The organism is Brasilonema sennae CENA114, assembly GCF_006968745.1.
In the GTDB taxonomy this organism is placed as follows: Bacteria; Cyanobacteriota; Cyanobacteriia; order Cyanobacteriales; family Nostocaceae; genus Brasilonema; species Brasilonema sennae.
Genome location: NZ_CP030118.1, coordinates 7471502 through 7489004 on the forward strand (window position 1 = coordinate 7471502; position 17503 = coordinate 7489004).

The 17503-nt window shown below is 42.5% G+C and carries 14 protein-coding genes; 9 read left to right on the forward strand and 5 right to left on the reverse strand.

Translation table 11 applies throughout. The features are described 5' to 3' along the window. Positions 1–227: 227 nt before the first annotated feature. The 6 genes from DP114_RS31090 to DP114_RS31120 all read left to right on the forward strand — a co-directional run bounded on the left by DP114_RS31090 (position 228) and on the right by DP114_RS31120 (position 8590). Positions 228–449: a hypothetical protein gene (locus DP114_RS31090; RefSeq protein WP_169268696.1), complete on the forward strand. Its 222-nt coding sequence runs from the start codon at positions 228–230 to the stop codon at positions 447–449. A 48-nt stretch (positions 450–497) separates the two neighbouring features. Then, the gene (locus tag DP114_RS31095; RefSeq protein WP_171977963.1) at positions 498–1415 is read left to right on the forward strand and encodes a histone deacetylase family protein; all 918 of its coding nucleotides are present in this window, start codon (positions 498–500) and stop codon (positions 1413–1415) included. Between the two features lie 1219 nt (positions 1416–2634). Next, positions 2635–2784: a plasmid partition protein ParG gene (locus DP114_RS31100; protein WP_172195345.1), complete on the forward strand. Its 150-nt coding sequence runs from the start codon at positions 2635–2637 to the stop codon at positions 2782–2784. Beyond that, the gene (locus tag DP114_RS31105; RefSeq protein ID WP_172195347.1) at positions 2784–4712 is read left to right on the forward strand and encodes a tetratricopeptide repeat protein; all 1929 of its coding nucleotides are present in this window, start codon (positions 2784–2786) and stop codon (positions 4710–4712) included. Before DP114_RS31100 ends, DP114_RS31105 begins: the two co-directional genes overlap by 1 nt. A gap of 89 nt (positions 4713–4801) precedes the next feature. Further along, entirely contained in the window at positions 4802–7465 is a 2664-nt protein-coding gene (locus DP114_RS31115; protein WP_246162919.1) for a CHAT domain-containing tetratricopeptide repeat protein, read from the forward strand. A gap of 204 nt (positions 7466–7669) precedes the next feature. Further along, a complete protein-coding gene (locus DP114_RS31120; protein WP_171977966.1) occupies positions 7670–8590 on the forward strand; it encodes an NADP-dependent oxidoreductase in 921 nt (306 codons plus the stop codon). A gap of 14 nt (positions 8591–8604) precedes the next feature. On the opposite strand, the gene DP114_RS31125 is transcribed toward DP114_RS31120, so the two are convergent. Both DP114_RS31125 and DP114_RS31130 read right to left on the reverse strand, forming a co-directional pair. Then, complete coding sequence (locus DP114_RS31125; RefSeq protein ID WP_171978359.1) at positions 8605–9477, reverse strand: fructosamine kinase family protein; 873 nt, start codon at positions 9475–9477, stop codon at positions 8605–8607. Between the two features lie 442 nt (positions 9478–9919). Beyond that, the gene (locus tag DP114_RS31130) at positions 9920–11200 is read right to left on the reverse strand and encodes a M16 family metallopeptidase (RefSeq protein WP_171977967.1); all 1281 of its coding nucleotides are present in this window, start codon (positions 11198–11200) and stop codon (positions 9920–9922) included. A gap of 219 nt (positions 11201–11419) precedes the next feature. Here DP114_RS31130 and DP114_RS31135 point away from each other — a divergent pair, with 219 nt between their 5' ends. The 3 genes from DP114_RS31135 (at position 11420) to DP114_RS31145 (ending at position 14914) form a co-directional block, all read left to right on the forward strand. Beyond that, positions 11420–12598 (forward strand): glycosyltransferase family 2 protein, encoded by a 1179-nt coding sequence (locus DP114_RS31135; protein WP_171977968.1) that lies wholly within the window; start codon positions 11420–11422, stop codon positions 12596–12598. Between the two features lie 438 nt (positions 12599–13036). Next, complete coding sequence (crtD, locus tag DP114_RS31140) at positions 13037–14572, forward strand: C-3',4' desaturase CrtD (protein WP_169266651.1); 1536 nt, start codon at positions 13037–13039, stop codon at positions 14570–14572. A gap of 39 nt (positions 14573–14611) precedes the next feature. Next, entirely contained in the window at positions 14612–14914 is a 303-nt protein-coding gene (locus DP114_RS31145; RefSeq protein WP_169266652.1) for a hypothetical protein, read from the forward strand. 328 nt (positions 14915–15242) lie between these two features. Here DP114_RS31145 and DP114_RS31150 read toward each other — a convergent pair whose 3' ends face one another. From DP114_RS31150 to DP114_RS31160, 3 genes are all read right to left on the reverse strand, one after another. Then, positions 15243–16112 carry a tetratricopeptide repeat protein gene (locus DP114_RS31150; protein WP_171977969.1) on the reverse strand — a complete coding sequence of 290 codons (870 nt, stop codon included), beginning with the start codon at positions 16110–16112 and terminating at the stop codon, positions 15243–15245. A gap of 172 nt (positions 16113–16284) precedes the next feature. Beyond that, positions 16285–16782: an anthrone oxygenase family protein gene (locus tag DP114_RS31155; RefSeq protein WP_171977970.1), complete on the reverse strand. Its 498-nt coding sequence runs from the start codon at positions 16780–16782 to the stop codon at positions 16285–16287. 15 nt (positions 16783–16797) lie between these two features. Next, positions 16798–17430, reverse strand: a complete 633-nt coding sequence (locus DP114_RS31160; protein ID WP_171977971.1) for an FMN-dependent NADH-azoreductase — start codon at positions 17428–17430, stop codon at positions 16798–16800. Positions 17431–17503 lie beyond the last annotated feature (73 nt).

Here is a 17503-nt window from a genome sequence, read left to right on the forward strand (position 1 = left end):
TCTTTGTTGCCACGCCGCCGGAACCAACAAGGACGCAAGCCGCGTTGACAAACCAGAGAGTACCGAAATCTTTCTCTTATCCTTAACTTACCCCTCAAGATAGTGTGTACCTCCTACACCAGAGCTTAAGCTGAGGCGTGTAAGGTTCAAACAGTTAACAGTTATCAGTTATCAGTCGTTTACTGTTTACTGTTCACTGTTAAGCGTTAAGCGTTGAGGAAATAATTATGTCCAGCAATGAAACAACTCCTAATCAAGCTAAAAAAACAAATCCACAAAGTGATGAATCCCAATTAAGTCCTGAGGTACTTGACAAAATTAAAAATCCTCCAAGAATAGACGATGTGATATTGAGTCAATCGCCAGAAGAACGTAGGAGTAACCCAGCTATAGCACCGGAAATGCTGGATGAACCAAGCGATGAATTTACCGGGTTGCCCAAAGAGTAGTCAGCATACAATTGAAATCAGTATCTTACTGCTTACTTCACTCGACCTATGCTGCCAGTCATTTATTCCGACGAGTTTCTGGATCACAAGACTGGATCTTTCCATCCAGAGAAACCAGAACGTCTGAGTGCGATCGCCACCGCCTTAAAACAAGCTGCGTTTGCACAACATATTGAATGGCGCTTGCCCACTCTACCAGAAAAGCGCTCTATCATATCTGTGTTGGAACAAGCACACACCCGGCGCTACATCAAGAAAGTTCAAGAAATTGCTGTTGCAGGCGGTGGTTATTTGGATGGAGATACACCTGTTTCTGGACGCAGTTATGATGTTGCTTTGTTGGCAGTGAGTGCCTGGTTGGATGGAGTTGATGTTGTATTGGAAACTGGCGAACCAGCTTTTGTGTTGGCGCGTCCACCAGGACACCACGCGGAAAGTGATCAGGGGATGGGGTTTTGCTTGTTTTCCAATGCGGCGATCGCTGCTCTTTATGCCCTAGAACAACCAGGAATTAACCGTGTTGCCATCCTTGACTGGGATGTGCATCACGGTAATGGTACCCAGGCAATAGTAGAAAAAAACTCACAAATTGCCTACTGTTCTCTTCATCAGTACCCTTGCTATCCAGGGACAGGACATCATACAGAGCGTGGTTTTCATAAGAATGTGTTGAATTTGCCAATTCCTCCTAGCAGCGACATCAAAATATACCAACCTATTTTTGAAAAAAAAGTAGTACCCTTTTTATCCAGTTTTCAGCCGGATTTATTGATTGTGAGTGCGGGTTACGACGCCAACGCCGATGATCCATTGGCTAGTATTAATTTGCAACCGCAAGATTATGGTTTATTCACAGATTATTGCCTGGGAATAACTCGTAAAATTCTGTTCGGCTTGGAAGGTGGTTATGATTTTGACGCACTTTCTAAGTCAGTTGTCGCAACAATTGAGCGCTGCATCGCGTGAGTAGTAAGTAGACTTGTTCGCAGTGCGAAATTGTAGAAAAAATCTGATGATATAAACTTAATTCATAATCAAGAGTTAAACCAATAACCAAACTCAGATCTTGCACCTCCGGCTGAGTACGCCCAGAACTCAAGTTCGTGGCTCATAAACACGCGTCCGTTAAAACGGAACGGCACATGCTTCTCCCAAGGGGAGACGCAATCATGCGAACAAGTCGGGAAACCCGGACGCCCTAGTGGGAACGGCCACGCCTTACGGTGAGTCCAGCGCTGCGGGAGGGTCTCCCTCCGCAGGCGACTGGCGAACCCGGAGGGCTATCGGGTATCTCCTGCGGAGACGCTACGCGTTCGCTCTTAGCGTGCGCTTGCGCTTACGCCCAAGCCGCGTGCGCTTGCGCTTACGCAGTCGCCTAGGTCGGGAGACCCTCCAAAGAGCGCTGTCTCACAAGATACCTAGGTCGGGAAACCCTCATCAAGTACTGGCTCAACGGACAGGTGCGCGACTGTCGGGAAACCCGCCCACGGCACTGTCCTTCCCAACGCAGTGCCTCCTGAAAAACTTATCCAGCCCGTTTTAACGGACTTGGACTTTAAGCGAAGAAATAAATTTCTTGGCGGACGAAAAGTATGGTGCAAGATCTGAGAATAGGGATTCTTAGTTGTTGTGCTAACCACTCTTGAAATCAGTGAACAGTGAACAGTGAACAGTGAAAACTCCTAACTGATAACTGAGGACTGATAACTGATAACCCTTCGGGTATCTCCTGCACAGACGCTACTTTGTAAGTCCCAAAGGGACACGCTTACGCGTTCGCTCTTAGCGTGCGCTTGCGCTTACGCCCAAGCCGCGTGCGCTTGCGCTTACGCAGTCGCCTAGGTCGGGAGACCCTCCAAAGAGCGCTGTCTCACAAGATACCTAGGTCGGGAAACCCTCATCAAGTACTGGCTCAACGGACAGGTGCGCGACTGTCGGGAAACCCGCCCACGGCACTGTCCTCCCCAACGCAGTGCCTCCTGAAAAACTAACAAGAGTCCGTTTTAACGGACTTAGACTTTGAGCCAAGAAATTTATTTCTTGGCGGACGAAAAGTATGGTGCAAGATCTGAGCAAACAGATCAACGGCTCTAAAATTTATAAGTTTGTCCGAAACCAGACATTGTACATTTGTAGATTTGTTCGGATACAATTTTTGGTACAAGCTTTAAAATCTGTAAAACTTATGCACATTAGTATCGCTGACGACATCAAAAAACGGTTTCACGCAGCCTATGCTATCCGTGGGCTGAAGATAAGCCAAGTGATAACTGAACTAGTTGAACAGTGGTTAAAAGCGAACGAAGTTACTTCATTGAGTGATGCCAAAGCCTGATGAAGAAGATTTTAATTTTATCAGCTAATCCTATAAATACAAATAACTTGCGCTTGGATGAAGAAGTACGAGAAATTCAAGCAGCGTGGGAACGCGCCCTCAATAGAGAAAAATTTGAATTGATTAATAAAGGTGCAGTTCGTATTGATGAGTTGCGTCGTACATTGTTAGATCATAAACCACAAATAGTACATTTTTCCGGTCACGGTACCGGGACAGATGGCTTAGTTCTGGAAAATAACTCAGGTGAGGCGCAGATAGTAAGTACGGAATCACTCTCACGTTTTTTTGAGTTATCAAAAGAGCAAGTAGAGTGTGTTTTACTAAACGCTTGCTATTCCGAGACTCAAGCTGAAGCAATTTTTCAACATATTGATTGTGTCATTGGTATGGGACAATCTATTCCAGACAATTCAGCTATCCTTTTTTCCAAAGGATTTTATGATGCTATTTTTGGTGGCAGAAACTACGCAGATGCTTTTAAATGTGGTTGTAATAATATAGATTTAAATAATATTTCGGAATTTAATACTCCCACAATAAAAATTAGACATAGAGATTTTATTCCGGAAGACTCATTCACAACTCAACCATATACACCGTTGTTCTTTATTGGCACGGTAGTATTTGGTTTGATAATTAGTTTACTAGGACTTTTCCAGTTAGTACATAACAACGATTCTGGATTAATAACTCATATTTTACTAGGTTTTGGTCTGATTACTTTTTGGCTCTGTTGTGCATACATCTACTATCCGTCAAGTCGAATTGCTGGTTTTAATATCAATTTCTTTAGAAGATTCAAACAATACAAGAAATTACGGCGTTTGGCTCTAGCAGGGATGGTGATTATACCTCTTTTGGGTATAACTGGATTTTATATATTGGAACTTCCTACAAAAAACATTATTGTTCTTCTAGCTGATTATAATCAAGCAATTAAACTTGACCCTAACTATGCCCAAGCTTACTACAGCCGAGGAGTTTTTTACTTTTCTAAAAAAGACTATGACCGCGCCATAGCTGATTTTAACAAAGCAATTCAGCTTGACCCTCACTATGCCCAAGCTTACAACAACAGAGGAATTTATTACGCCAATCAAAAAGACTATGACCGCGCTATAGCTGATTTTAACAAAGCTATTAAACTTGACCCAAACTATACCCAAGCTTACAACAACAGAGGTAATTCTTACGCACATCAACAAGACTATGATCGCGCTATAGCTGATTTTAACAAAGCAATTAAACTTGACCCTCACTATACCCAAGCTTACAACAACAGAGGAATTTATTACGCCAATCAACAAGACTATGATCGCGCTATAGCTGATTATAACCAAGCAATTAAGCTTGAGCCGAACGATGCCCAAGCTTACTACAATCGAGGAAATTCTTACTTCGAGCAAAAAGGCTATGACCGCGCGATAGCTGATTATAACCAAGCGATTAAACTTGACCCAAACTATGCTCAAACTTACTACAGCCGAGGAACTTCTTACGCCTATAAAAAAGACTATGACCGCGCTATAGCTGATTATAACCAAGCGATTAAACTTGATCAGAATTATGCCCAAGCTTACTACAATCGAGGATATTCTTACTTCTATAAAAAGGACTATGACCGTGCTATAGCTGATTATAACCAAGCAATTAAACTTGACCCGAATGATGCCGCAGCTTATGATAGCCGATGTGAGCTATACCGTATTAAGAAAGACTATGCTCGTGCTATAGCAAATTGTAACCAAGCTATTAAACTTGACTCTAACTTAACCGATGCTTACTACAACCGAGGGTTAGTTTATAAGAATAAGGGCAAGAAAGATAAAGCTATACAAGACTTGAAAAAAATCTTGCAATTAAATAATGATGTTGAATTGAACGAAAAAGCAAAACAAGAACTTAAAGAACTAAACACAAAATAATAACAGAAGATGAACCAAGTGATAACTGAACTAGTTGAACAGTGGTTAAAAACAAACGAAGTTACTTCATTGAATGATCCCAAACCCTGATGAAGAAGATTTTAATTTTATCAGCTAATCCTATAAATACAAAAAACTTACGTTTGGATGAAGAAGTACGAGAAATTCAAGCAGCGTGGGAACGCGCCCTCAATAGAGAAAAATTTGAATTGATTAATAAAGGTGCAGTTCGTATTGATGAGTTGCGTCGTACATTGTTAGATCATAAACCACAAATAGTACATTTTTCCGGTCACGGTACTGGGACAAATGGCTTAGTTCTGGAAAATAACTCAGGTTCGGCGCAAATAGTAAGTACGGAATCACTCTCACGTTTTTTTGAGTTATCAAAAGAGCAAGTAGAGTGTGTTTTACTAAATGCTTGCTATTCCGAGACTCAAGCTGAAGCAATTTTTCAACATATTGATTGTGTCATTGGTATGGGACAATCTATTCCAGACAATTCAGCTATCCTTTTTTCCAAAGGATTTTATGATGCTATTTTTGGTGGCAGAAACTACGCAGATGCTTTTCAATTTGGTTGTAATAATATAGATTTAAATAATCTTTCGGAATTTAATACTCCCACCATAAAAATTAGACATAGAGATTTTAGTCCGGAAGACTCAATCACAACTCAACCATATACACCGTTGTTCTTTATTGGCACGGTAGTATTTGGTTTGATAATTAGTTTACTAGGACTTTTCCAGTTAGTACATAACAACGATTCTGGATTAATAACTCATATTTTACTAGGTTTTGGTCTGATTACTTTTTGGCTCTGTTGTGCATACATCTACTATCCGTCAAGTCGAATTGCTGGTTTTAATATCAATTTCTTTAGAAGATTCAAACAATACAAGAAATTACGGCGTTTGGCTCTAGCAGGGATGGTGATTATACCTCTTTTGGGTATAACTGGATTTTATATATTGGAACTTCCTACAAAAAACATTATTGTTCTTATAGCTGATTTTGAAACTTCTGCTGAGCAAAAAAACTATGGTGTTACTAAAAGGATCTTTAATAAGCTAGATAATGCCTTTCAACAATCTACTGATGTCAAAGTACAACGTTTAAACAAAATAATTACAAACCGTCAAGATGCCCTTAGTGAAGGAGAAAGTCACAAAGCTAGGATTGTCATCTGGGGTGATTATGACGTAACAAGTACAAATACACTGTTGAGTCCACACTTTGAAGTATTGCAAACCCCAAAAGGATACTTACCTACAATTAGCTCGTTAGAACAGACGGCTAGCATCTCTGAATTAAACAATTTTAAATTGCAATTACGTCTTTCAACAGAGATGAGTTATTTGACTCATTTCACTGTGGGATTAATTCGTTACACAGTTAGTGATTGGAAACAGGCTATAACCTATTTTAGCGAAGCTTTGGAACAGGGTAATGATTCAAACAAAGCGTTAAACCAGGAAATAGTCTACTTTTACCGAGGAACTTCTTACTTCTATAAAAAAGACTATGACCGCGCGATAGCTGATTATAACCAAGCAATTAAACTTGACCCGAACGATGCTCAAGCTTACAACAACCGAGGAATTTCTTACTTCTATAAAAAAGACAATAACCGCGCGATAGCTGATTATAACCAAGCTATAAAACTTGACCCGAACTATGCCGAAGCTTACAACAACCGAGGAAATTCTTACGGCAATAAAAAAGACGATGACCGCGCGATAGCTGATTATAACCAAGCTATAAAACTTGACCCGAACTTAGCCCAAGCTTACTACAACCGAGGATATTCTTACGCCAACAAAAAAGACTATGACGGCGCTATAGCTGATTATAACCAAGCTATTAAACTTGACCCGAACTATGCCCATGTTTACTACAACCGAGGACTTTCTTACTTCTATAAAAAAGATTATGACGGCGCGATAGCTGATTATAACCAAGCTATTAAACTTGACCCGAACTATGCCCAAGCTTACAACAACCGAGGAAATTCTTACGGCAATAAAAAAGACGATGGCCGCGCGATAGCTGATTATAACCAAGCTATTAAACTTGACCCGAACTATGCCCAAGCTTACTACAACCGAGGAAATTTGTACGGCAATAAAAAAGACGATGGCCGCGCGATAGCTGATTATAACCAAGCTATTAAACTTGACCCGAACTTAGCCCAAGCTTACTACAACCGAGGACTTTCTTACGTCAATAAAAAAGACTATGACCGCGCGATAGCTGATTATAACCAAGCTATTAAACTTGACCCGAACTATGCCGAAGCTTACTACAACCGAGGACTTTCTTACTTCTATAAAAAAGATTATGACGGCGCTATAGCTGATTATAACCAAGCAATTAAACTTGACCCGAACTTAGCCCAAGCTTACTACAACCGAGGACTTTCTTACGCTAATAAAAAAGACTATGACCTCGCCATCGCTGATTATAACCAAGCAATTAAACTTGACCCGAACGATGCCGACGCTTATGATAGCCGATGTGAGCTATACCGTATTAAGAAAGACTATGATCGTGCTATAGCCAATTGTAACCAAGCTATTAAACTTGACCCGAACTTAACCGATTCTTACTACAACCGAGGGTTAGTTTATAAGAATAAGGGCAATAAAGATAAAGCCATACAAGACTTGAAAAAAATCTTGCAATTAAATGATGATGTTGAATTGAACCAAAAAGCAAAACAAGAACTTAAAGAACTAAGCACAAAATAATATAGGATTCCTATTTGATTTTTGAACGGAATTCAGTACAGTTTATGTTAAGCGTTCGGGTGTTCCCTGTTCCCTGTTCCCTGTTCCCTGTTCCCTGTTCCCTGTTCCCTGTTCCCTACCTCTACGAGTCAATTCAGAAATAAAACCGGATTCCTATAACAATAGTAAGTAGCTCAATTTATGAATTAAACAGGAGCGAGGAAAATGAAAGCAATAGTAATCAAAGAATACGGCAATGATGACGTTCTAAATTATGCTGATGTCGAACGCCCGGAGCCGAAGGCGGACGAAGTTTTGGTGAAAGTTCACGTCGCGGGGGTTAATCCGGTTGACTGGAAAATCCGCAACGGTGTGGGCGAAAGGCTCGGTTTGAAACTACCGATCATGCTCGGCGGCGAGATTGCCGGAACAATCGAAAGAATTGGCGATGATGTCAGAGGTTTCAAAGAAGGTGATGCGGTTTACGGCATCATACGCTCTGGAGGTTTCGCCGAATACGCGATCGCCAAAATGGGGGATATTGCGTCTAAACCCCAAAGTCTCGATTTCGAGAACGCGGCGGCGGTTCCACTCGGCGCGTTAACCGCATGGCAGGCGATTTTTGATTTAGCCCATCTCAGCAGCGGGCAAAGAATTTTGATAACCGGCGCGTCAGGCGGAGTCGGTTCACTGGCTGTTCAACTTGCCAAAGCAAAAGGCGCATACGTCATCGGTACGGCTTCGGGACGCAATGAAGAGTTCGTCAGAGATTTAGGCGCGGATGAGTTCGTTGATTACACGAAGCAAAACTTTGAACAAGTCGTTAAAGACGTTGATGTCGTCTTCGATGCAGTCGGCGGCGACACGTTTGAAAGAGCGTTCCAAACTTTGAAAAAAGGTGGCTTTCTGGTAACGTCAGTGGAGTTTCCGTCCGAAGAAAAAGCGCAGGAATTTGGCGTCAAGTCCGCGCGGGTTCATTGCAAGCCAAACGCGGAACAATTAGCTGCCATCAGCGCATTGGTTGACGAAGGCAAATTAAAAGCGCACGTCGCAACCGTTTTGCCGCTTGTAGAAGTCAAAAAGGCATTCCAACTTTCCGAAAGTGGGCGCACACGCGGCAAAATTGTTTTGCAAATTGGCACATAGTTTTGAACTGGAGTTTAGCGCGAAATCGCCAAAATCTGGGAAATCATCCGGTTTGCTTGCGACAAATAACCACCACCAAATAAATTGAAATGGTTCAAAATGTGATACAGGTTGTAGAGAGTTTTTCTTTGCTCATACCCTTCATTTAACCGCCAAACTTCGTTGTAACCCCGATAAAACGCAGCAGAGAAACCACCGAATAATTCTGTCATGGCGATATCAACTTCGCGATCGCCAAAATAAGCCGCCGGATCAAAAATCACTGGTTCTCCCGCAACAGTACACCCAGCATTTCCTCCCCATAAATCACCATGTACAAGAGAAGGCTGTGGTTTATGATCTGCCAAAATTTCAGGAATAGCCTCTAGTAACTCCTTTTCTTGGGGAAAATGACCTCCCTTACGCCTTCCCAATTGGAATTGATAACTCAGCCGATATTTAGTATAAAACTCACCCCAATCTGCTGTCCAAGTATTAATTTGAGGCGTGGAACCAATAGTGTTGTTTATATCCCAACCAAAACCTTGGCTGCTGGTTGCTTTATGCATCGCTGCTAACTTGCGCCCCATTTCTTCCCAAGATTTTGTTTGGGCTGAACCCATCTCTAGCCATTCCAACACCACATAGCTAGAATCACCAGCTGTATCCCAGCAAATGGGTTTGGGAACGCGGATAGTTGCTGTTTGGTACATTTGCTGTAAGCCTAGCGCCTCAGCCTCGAACATTGCAATTTGCGACGCTTGATTAAACTTGACAAAATAGGTGCGCTCACCGTCACAGACACTGTAACCTTGATTTATACATCCACCACCGACTGAGCGTCGTTGTGACGATTGAAATTTTTCGCCAGTCACCTGGCTAATATTGGCATCAATTTCAGTCCACATCATAACAATTCAAAATTCATGGTTGCTGAGCGTAGTCGAAGCAAAATTCATGGTTGCTGAGCGCAGTCGAAGCAAAATTCAAAACTAAATTTCTGTAGGGCATACAATGTTTGAGCAGCGAGTGAGGGGGATGAGCAGGATAACTTCCTCATCGTTGGAAGTCTACAGCCTTCCTAAATAAGATATGAACATCCTCCTCTTCTTCTCTTTCTTTTCTTTGCGTCCTACCCTGCGGGAAGCCGCTTTGCGTCTATGCGTCCTTTGCGGTACCCTGCGGGAAGCCCTTCGGGTATCTCCTGCGGAGACGCTACGCGTTCGCTCTTAGCGTGCGCTTGCGCTTACGCAGTCGCCTAGGTCGGGAAACCCTCCTGCAGCGCTGTCTCACCGCTTCGCGTCTACGTTTTTTTTGTTCACGACTTATCTAGGATTGCTGTAAGATGCTCTAAGATGGCTTAATAACAACCACACCGTAGGCATCTGGGGAAAGGTATTCTTGTGCTGCTTGCATCAAGCTAGTTGTATCTTGAGCTTGAATGCGAGCTGGGTAGTTAAATGCTGGTTCCAAATCTCCTACCATTGATTGATAGTAACCGTATAAATTGGCGCGATCGCTCGGTGCTTCATTGGCAAAAATAAATCTGTTAGCCACTTTTGTCCGTACACGAGCTATTTCCGCCTCTTTTACCATTTCTGTTTGCAGATTTTGGATATGCTGCACAATCCGAGCCTCTGTTGCCGACAGATTTTCAGTTGTACAATAAGCCGTAATATAAAATGTACCTTGTAACTGCTGCGTCATATTGCTGACAGAAATATGGGAAACCAGCCCCAGTTCTTGGCGCAAATCCTGCACCAGCCTTGATGTCAGCCCATGTCCCAAAATTGCCGCCAAAACATCCAAGGCATAAGTTTTTTCTAATTGGTTCAACCCAGGTACTCGCCAAAGCATGATTAGTCTTGCTTGCTGCAGGCTTTCATCAATAAATTCTTTACGGACAATGTTTTTAAACAAAGGTTCTGAATTAGGCTGTACCTGCTGAATGGGCGTTGGATGCTCAGTTTTCACAGTTCGTTCAAAACCTTTTGCAACAATTTCAACTAACTCTTCCACAGGTAAATTACCTACAGCCACAGCAGTTATTGAAGGGGGTTGATACCAAGTTGCATGAAAATCCCGCATCTGCTGAGGTTGCAATTGAGAAATGACAGTTTCTGGTCCCAAAACAGGACGCCGATAAGGTAACTTATCAAAAGCCGTCTCCATCGCTCGTTGAAAAATGCGGCGACGGGGATTATCCTCAGAACGTCGAATTTCTTCCAGAACCACCAATCGTTCGCGCTCAAAAGCTTCGTTAGGTATACTCGCATTGAGTACGACATCAATTTGCAGTGGCGCAAGCTCTACAAAATCCTTGGGAGCACTGGTAATGTAGTAATGAGTATAGTCTTGACTTGTAGCGGCATTAGTCACAGCACCCCGCTCTTCAATTCGACGTTCAAACTCGCCGCTTGCCAGTCGTTCAGTTCCCTTAAAAATCATATGCTCTAGAAAGTGAGCCATACCGTTAATGGTATCTGACTCGGCAGTGGAACCAACATTAACCCACAAGCTCAGGTTCACTGCTTCAACAGGCATCTGTTCTGCAACTATAGTCAAACCCCCAGGCAATTGGTAAAGCTTTGGAGTATTAAGACGAGGAAAGTTTAGCAGGGTTGAAGTCATTTCAATTTGTAGGGAATAAGCTTACACCTCTTTATCTTACCTAGGACTGAAATCTGTACCGGGATTATCAGTGTCTGAGCGAGGTTTTGTTAAGAAATAGTAAATAATTTTTTTTCAAATTTTGCATATTATTACTGATGATCATTGTTACAAATACAATACATAACAGTAAATAAGTAGTCGTAATTTGTTGACTTGATTGTCACGAACAAAAGTTGCATGAATATAGTCAATGAAATCAAGGGTGAATTGCCGTTAGTTTCAGTTATCGTTCCTGCGTATAATGCAGAAGCTTTCATCACTCGCACCTTGCAATCAATCATATCTCAAACATATAAAAATATAGAAATTTTAGTAGTTGACGACGGTTCTCAGGATAAAACGGCTGAAATTGTCGAATTGTTTGCTCAAAAAGACAATCGCATCAGCCTTTTCAAACAATCAAATTCTGGAGTAGCGTCGGCTCGTAATTTGGCAATTGAAAATTCTAAAGGTGAATACATTGCACCGATTGATGCTGATGATATTTGGTATCCCCAGAAACTAGAGAAACAAGTCCAATGTCTGTTAAAGGCAGACCAATCAGTAGGATTAATTTATGCTTGGTCAGTGTTTATTGACGAAGAAGATGCAATTGTCGGACAGTACATTCCCCATCACCATTTAAATGTTCTCAGCATAGAGGGAGAGGTTTACCCAGCTATGCTATATACAAACTTTATTATCAATGCAAGTGTCCCTCTGATTCGTCGAGTTTGTTTTGATAAAGTTGGCGGTTACAGCAGCAAACTCAGAGAGCAGAATGCACAAGGTTGTGAAGATTGGGATATTTACTTGCGGATTGCTGAATATTATCAGTTTCGAGTTGTACCTGAGTTTTTGATTGGCTATCGTCAGGTGAAAGCAAGTATGTCTAACGGATGTCAGACAATGGAGAAGTCTTACAATCTGGTTATGGCAGATTTTCAGAGAAAACATCCAGAAATACCTGCTCACATATATCATTGGGCTGCTAGTTCTTTTTACGTTCATCTTGCATGGAAAAGCAGGGCAAGCGGAGATTATTGGAGCACTCTAACTTGGTTAAACAAAAGCATCAAGTTAGACTACAGTCCACTGTTACTTCGACCAGTTTATTTATGTCTCATTGAATGCCTTTTCAAAATTACAGTTGAGCCTATTACTTCTTTGATTTGGCAAGATCATCATTCTTGGTTGCGGTTTAGAGAAAAGTTTGATTCTCAAAAAAATAGAGTAGCGCTTAGTCAAGTGACTACAGTTTCTGATATCCAAAACCAAATGTATCAACCGTACAAACTTCCGTTCAAACCGCATGCAAGGATTATGTGGCAAAGATGGTTAGAAGTTTTGCAGCTTTGTCGCGCCTTATCCCATTAAATTAAGTCTTTAAAGGTTTTTAATGATTTTTTTAACCCAATACCGTTCAGTACTGTTAAGCGTTCCCTATTTTCAAGTCAGTTAATCATGGGCGATCGCCCACAACCAAGCATGAAAATCTATTTTCAAGCTAGCTAATCACGGGAAAATCTCACGAACCTTACATGAAAATCTATTTCCCCTAGACCCCTACAACGCCAGGTGCCTCAAGTCGGGAAACCCTTTCGGCAGTTCCTCCTTGGGGAAACCACCAAGACCGGACTGCCTCACCCCAGCACTGGCTCCCCTTACACCCCTTTTTCAAGCTAGTGCTTTTCCAAGAAAAGCAAGTGCCAAGCAACTACGCCACTGTTTGATTGTCCTAACTGTTTAAATTTAATTTTTAGTATTTATAAATCTTATTATAATTATAAAATAAGAAATATGTCGTAAATATCAATGCCAGGTCATCGTGTTGGCAATAGTAAACCCCGCATTATAGTTATTGGTGCCGGAATTGGCGGACTGACTGCTGGTGCATTATTAGCACATAGAGGTTACAGTGTGTTAATTCTGGATCAAGCACTTGTACCCGGAGGCTGTGCTTCTACCTTTCAACGTAAAGGATTTACCTTTGATGTGGGAGCCACTCAAGTTGCAGGGTTGGAAGCAGGGGGAATCCACCATCGTATTTTTACAGAATTAGAAATTGATTTACCGCAAGCAACGCCTTGTGATCCAGCTTGTGCAGTGTATTTGCCAGGTGAGCAAACACCAATCAACGTTTGGCGAGATCCGGAAAAATGGAAACAGGAACGACAACGACAGTTTCCGTTTAGCGAACCTTTTTGGCAGTTGATGGCGGCTTTGTTTAAAGCGAGTTGGGAATTTCAAGGACGCGATCCAGTGCTACCACCACGTAACGTGTGGGATTTAGTGCAACTTACTAAAGCATTACGTCCTAGTACATTCATAACCGTACCCTACACTTTGTTTACAGTTGGGGATGCGTTGCGTGCTTACAAGCTAGGAAACGACCACCGCTTAAAAACATTTTTGGATTTGCAACTCAAGCTCTACTCTCAGGTAGATACCGAAGAGACGGCTTTGCTTTATGCAGCAACAGCGTTGAGTGTATCGCAGTTACCGCAGGGACTGTATCATCTCCAAGGTAGTATGCAAGTCCTCAGCGATCGCCTCTTAGAAGCCCTAGAAAAAAAAGGTGGCACCTTACTCATGCGCCACACAGTCGAACATATTGAAGTCGAAAAGGGCAAAGTGAGTGGTGTGGTCATTCGTAACCAGAAAACTGGGGAAGTCTGGACAGAAGCCGCAGACCACGTAGTTGCTAATGTGACTGCGCAAAACTTAGTGCAGTTATTGGGTAATAAAGCTCCTCATGGTTACAAACGGCGAGTCGAAAAACTACCACCCGCTTCAGGTGCTTTCGTTATCTATCTGGGCGTAGACGAAAGCGCAATTCCTTCTAGATGTCCGCCCCATCTCCAATTTATGTATAATGCCAAAGGTCCAATTGGTAACAATAATTCCCTGTTTGTTTCTGTGAGTCATCCAGGAGATGGTCGCGCCCCAGAAGGAAAAGCAACAATTATTGCTTCTTCTTTTGTAGATACAAAACAGTGGTGGGTGAGTGAGGATTATGAGGGGTTAAAACAACAATATACACAAGATGCTGTCTCCCGTCTGTCAAAGTTCTTTTACCTGAAACCAGAAACTATTATTCATGTAGAAGCAGCCACTCCTCGCACCTTTGCACGCTACACAGCACGAGACCAGGGTATTGTTGGTGGTATTGGTCAAAGGATATCAACTTTCGGTCCCTTTGGTTTTGCCAATCGTACACCCATCAACAATCTGTGGCTCGTTGGTGACTCCACTCACCCAGGCGAAGGGACTGCTGGCGTCAGTTACTCAGCGCTGACTGCAGTCAAGCAAATAGAGGCTCAAAAAGTTGCAAGGTATGGGATAACATAATTACAACAAAATACTTTGCGTAATTCCCAAGAGAAAACAATGATTATTTCTGACTTGAACTATTGTGAAGCAGTAGAATTTGCCAACAAAATTATTGGTGGAGCAACGGCTGATGTTGTTGGTGATGCATATGCTGGTCCAGGTGTTGCAACAGCATATGCTGTTGCACTAGCTCAAGGAAATATCACTTACACTAGTGCCACTGCTAATACTATCGTTCGTCAGCAACCAAATGTGACGATTAGCAAGGCGCAGGTAAAAGCAGATGCCTTCGCTATAGATGAGACTGGTCGCGACAAAGACAAAATTCGTGATACTGACGTTTTCGTTTTGCACACATAATAATTAAGAAAAAGACTTGGCTACTTTTGAGGTGCTTAACTCTGTTTTGGAAAGATTTGGGTTAGTGATAGTTTTCGTTATCGCTTTGTCTTCTTGTGCATTTTCATAACTTGTTGGGTTTTCATATGCTAAACCCAACAAGGTTTATTAAGAAAGAATAGAGGCGTCAGCCGTACACAATTCAGCATGAATTCTGTACGACTGGCGGATGAATAAAGGGGTTTAAGACCCCCACTAAATCTTTGATTTAGTGGTCTTCAATTGTGTCTGTGGTTTGAATCCCCCACTGATTGCTTCTGACTCCTGAATTCTTCTTCAAGATGCAAATTTATGGATTCCACTCAGCTATCTTGCACAGCAAGTGATCAAGTTGTTCACGATCTTGGATGACATCCAAATCGGGGTCAGTCTTAACAAATATTTGAAAATTTAGATTGATTTTCAGCGCTGTCTCCAGGCTTTCAAGCGCTAGCGCTTCTTTTCCAACTCGGGCTGCACAGCAAGCGATGTTATACCAAGCGTACTCATCGTCTGGCTTCAGTTCAGTTGCTTTTTGATAGCTTACAAGCGCCTCTTCGTAACGCTCTAAATGTCTCAACGTATCGCCTATCTTGTAATAAGTCCAAAAATTATCTGAGCGACGAGAAAGAGCTCTTTCATAACTTTTGAGTGCATCTTCATAACGACCTAAATGCCTTAATGCATCTCCCCGACGAAACCATGCCCAGTAATCATCGCGGCGAATTGATAGAGCTTCATCATAGTCAGAAATTGCATCTTGATAGCGTTCTAAATATCTAAAGGTATCTCCTCGACGGAACCACGCCCAATAATCATCGCGGCGAATTGCGAGAGCTTTGTTAAAATTGGCGATCGCTTCCTCAAACTGCTCTAGTTCTTCTACCAAAATGTAGCCTCGACTGTACCACGCCCAGTAATCATTAGGGCGAAGTCCTAATGCTCGGTCAAAACTAGCAAGTGCTTCCTGATACTGACCTAATTCCCGTAGCACACTACCTCGGTCATACCAGAGCCAGTACTCATCAGGACAAACCTCTATTGCTTTGTCGTAATAAGTGAGCGCTTCTTCGTAATTCTCTTGCTTTTCGAGCCGTTTACCCTGTCGATACCACTCTTTATAGTTCTGTGTGACAAGTAGTAATGAACTATCTACCCCTGCGGGTGCTGCTTGACTCATTGTTGATTCCCCAAAAAGTTATTATCGTTACAGACAAGCACACTATTTATATTACTTAACGATACAGGGTAAACAAAATCTACTTAGAGGTATGGAATAGGCAAAAACGTCTTTAATTGCTAGTTTTCTTTAATAAATCTTATTGTTGTTACGCCTGAGTAAAACATTACGATTACGAAGCTCGATCACAGAGGGCGATCGTGAGCGATGCTGCTGCTGCAAGTGCTGCTACGGTCCGAACGTGGTTCCAAATTGTCCAGTTGACAAGGTAGTCAGACCATAGCCTCGCGCCCTCAGTGCTATTCGGATCGGCGATCGCCAGGGCTTCGTTGAGCGGCACATTGAACACGATTGTCACGCCTAAGGTGCCGACGAGATAAAGCAGGCTGCCAACGAGCAAGTAAGAGGCACCAGGTTGATGCCACCTTAACAGTGAGAAGACAGCCACAAAGATACAAGCTACAGCCGTTCCGAAAAACACTGTAAAAAACAACGGATTGATCACCGTAATGTTAATGGATTGCATGGCGACAATGCCCTGTGTCGGCTTCAGTCGAGCAAGCGCACTCATCACAAAGGTTGAGAAGGCGAAGAAGACTCCGGCTATTAGTCCGCAGCCTAGTGCTGAGAAAAGCTTCAATGCGAAAAGTGAGTGGTTAGTCATTGCCATAAAGCCTCGTGAGGATTACTTTCCCACCAGTTGAGCGACTTGGGCACGGGCAGCCGCGATCGATTTCACCAAACTTGTGCCACCCAACTCATCATTCTCAACATGAATAAAGGTGATGTCAGTGATGCCAAGAAATCCAAAGACTGTTTTTAAATACGGATCTTGATGATTTAGCTTTTCGTTGCGTTCACCAGGTCCAAAGCCAGAATCACCTCGCGCTGTGATGATAAGCATTTTCTTATTCAATACGAGAGGTTTGTAAGGGTTTGCAGCATCTTCTGGCTCAAACACGAAAGTTCGCCCTGGACGGACAATTTGGTCAATATAAGCCTTAAACGTACTGGGAACGCTGAAATTGTACATAGGAATACCGATGACGTAGAGATCCGCAGCTAAGAATTCGTCCACGAGTTGATCGCTAATGCTAATTGACTCCTGGAGTTGAGGAGTGCGCTGTTCTGGCGGTGTATAAGCCGCTGCAATCCACGGTTCATCTACATGGGGAACAGGCTTACGACCAACATCGCGATAGGTGACGACATCACCCGGATGAGCCTGTACTCTCGCTTCAACAAATTCTCTTGTGAGTCTGCGAGAGTGTGAACGTTCTCCTCTGGGACTGGAATCAATGTGTAACAGGTGTGCCATAGCTTTTCCTAATCAATTACCATTCCAGCTTAGGTAAATGGCTCGTGCTCAGCTATCTAATTCTTGTGTCACT

What these genes read in the sequence shown, in the direction of transcription:
- DP114_RS31095 (WP_171977963.1), top strand. Translation starts at nt 498, where the DNA reads ATGCTGCCAGTCATTTATTCCGACGAGTTTCTGGATCACAAGACTGGA.
- crtD (WP_169266651.1), top strand. Translation starts at nt 13,037, where the DNA reads ATGCCAGGTCATCGTGTTGGCAATAGTAAACCCCGCATTATAGTTATT.
- DP114_RS31105 (WP_172195347.1), top strand. Translation starts at nt 2,784, where the DNA reads ATGAAGAAGATTTTAATTTTATCAGCTAATCCTATAAATACAAATAAC.
- DP114_RS31135 (WP_171977968.1), top strand. Translation starts at nt 11,420, where the DNA reads ATGAATATAGTCAATGAAATCAAGGGTGAATTGCCGTTAGTTTCAGTT.
- DP114_RS31115 (WP_246162919.1), top strand. Translation starts at nt 4,802, where the DNA reads ATGAAGAAGATTTTAATTTTATCAGCTAATCCTATAAATACAAAAAAC.
- DP114_RS31130 (WP_171977967.1), bottom strand. Translation starts at nt 11,200, where the DNA reads ATGACTTCAACCCTGCTAAACTTTCCTCGTCTTAATACTCCAAAGCTT.
- DP114_RS31150 (WP_171977969.1), bottom strand. Translation starts at nt 16,112, where the DNA reads ATGAGTCAAGCAGCACCCGCAGGGGTAGATAGTTCATTACTACTTGTC.
- DP114_RS31100 (WP_172195345.1), top strand. Translation starts at nt 2,635, where the DNA reads ATGCACATTAGTATCGCTGACGACATCAAAAAACGGTTTCACGCAGCC.
- DP114_RS31145 (WP_169266652.1), top strand. Translation starts at nt 14,612, where the DNA reads ATGATTATTTCTGACTTGAACTATTGTGAAGCAGTAGAATTTGCCAAC.
- DP114_RS31125 (WP_171978359.1), bottom strand. Translation starts at nt 9,477, where the DNA reads ATGTGGACTGAAATTGATGCCAATATTAGCCAGGTGACTGGCGAAAAA.
- DP114_RS31120 (WP_171977966.1), top strand. Translation starts at nt 7,670, where the DNA reads ATGAAAGCAATAGTAATCAAAGAATACGGCAATGATGACGTTCTAAAT.
- DP114_RS31155 (WP_171977970.1), bottom strand. Translation starts at nt 16,782, where the DNA reads ATGGCAATGACTAACCACTCACTTTTCGCATTGAAGCTTTTCTCAGCA.
- DP114_RS31090 (WP_169268696.1), top strand. Translation starts at nt 228, where the DNA reads ATGTCCAGCAATGAAACAACTCCTAATCAAGCTAAAAAAACAAATCCA.
- DP114_RS31160 (WP_171977971.1), bottom strand. Translation starts at nt 17,430, where the DNA reads ATGGCACACCTGTTACACATTGATTCCAGTCCCAGAGGAGAACGTTCA.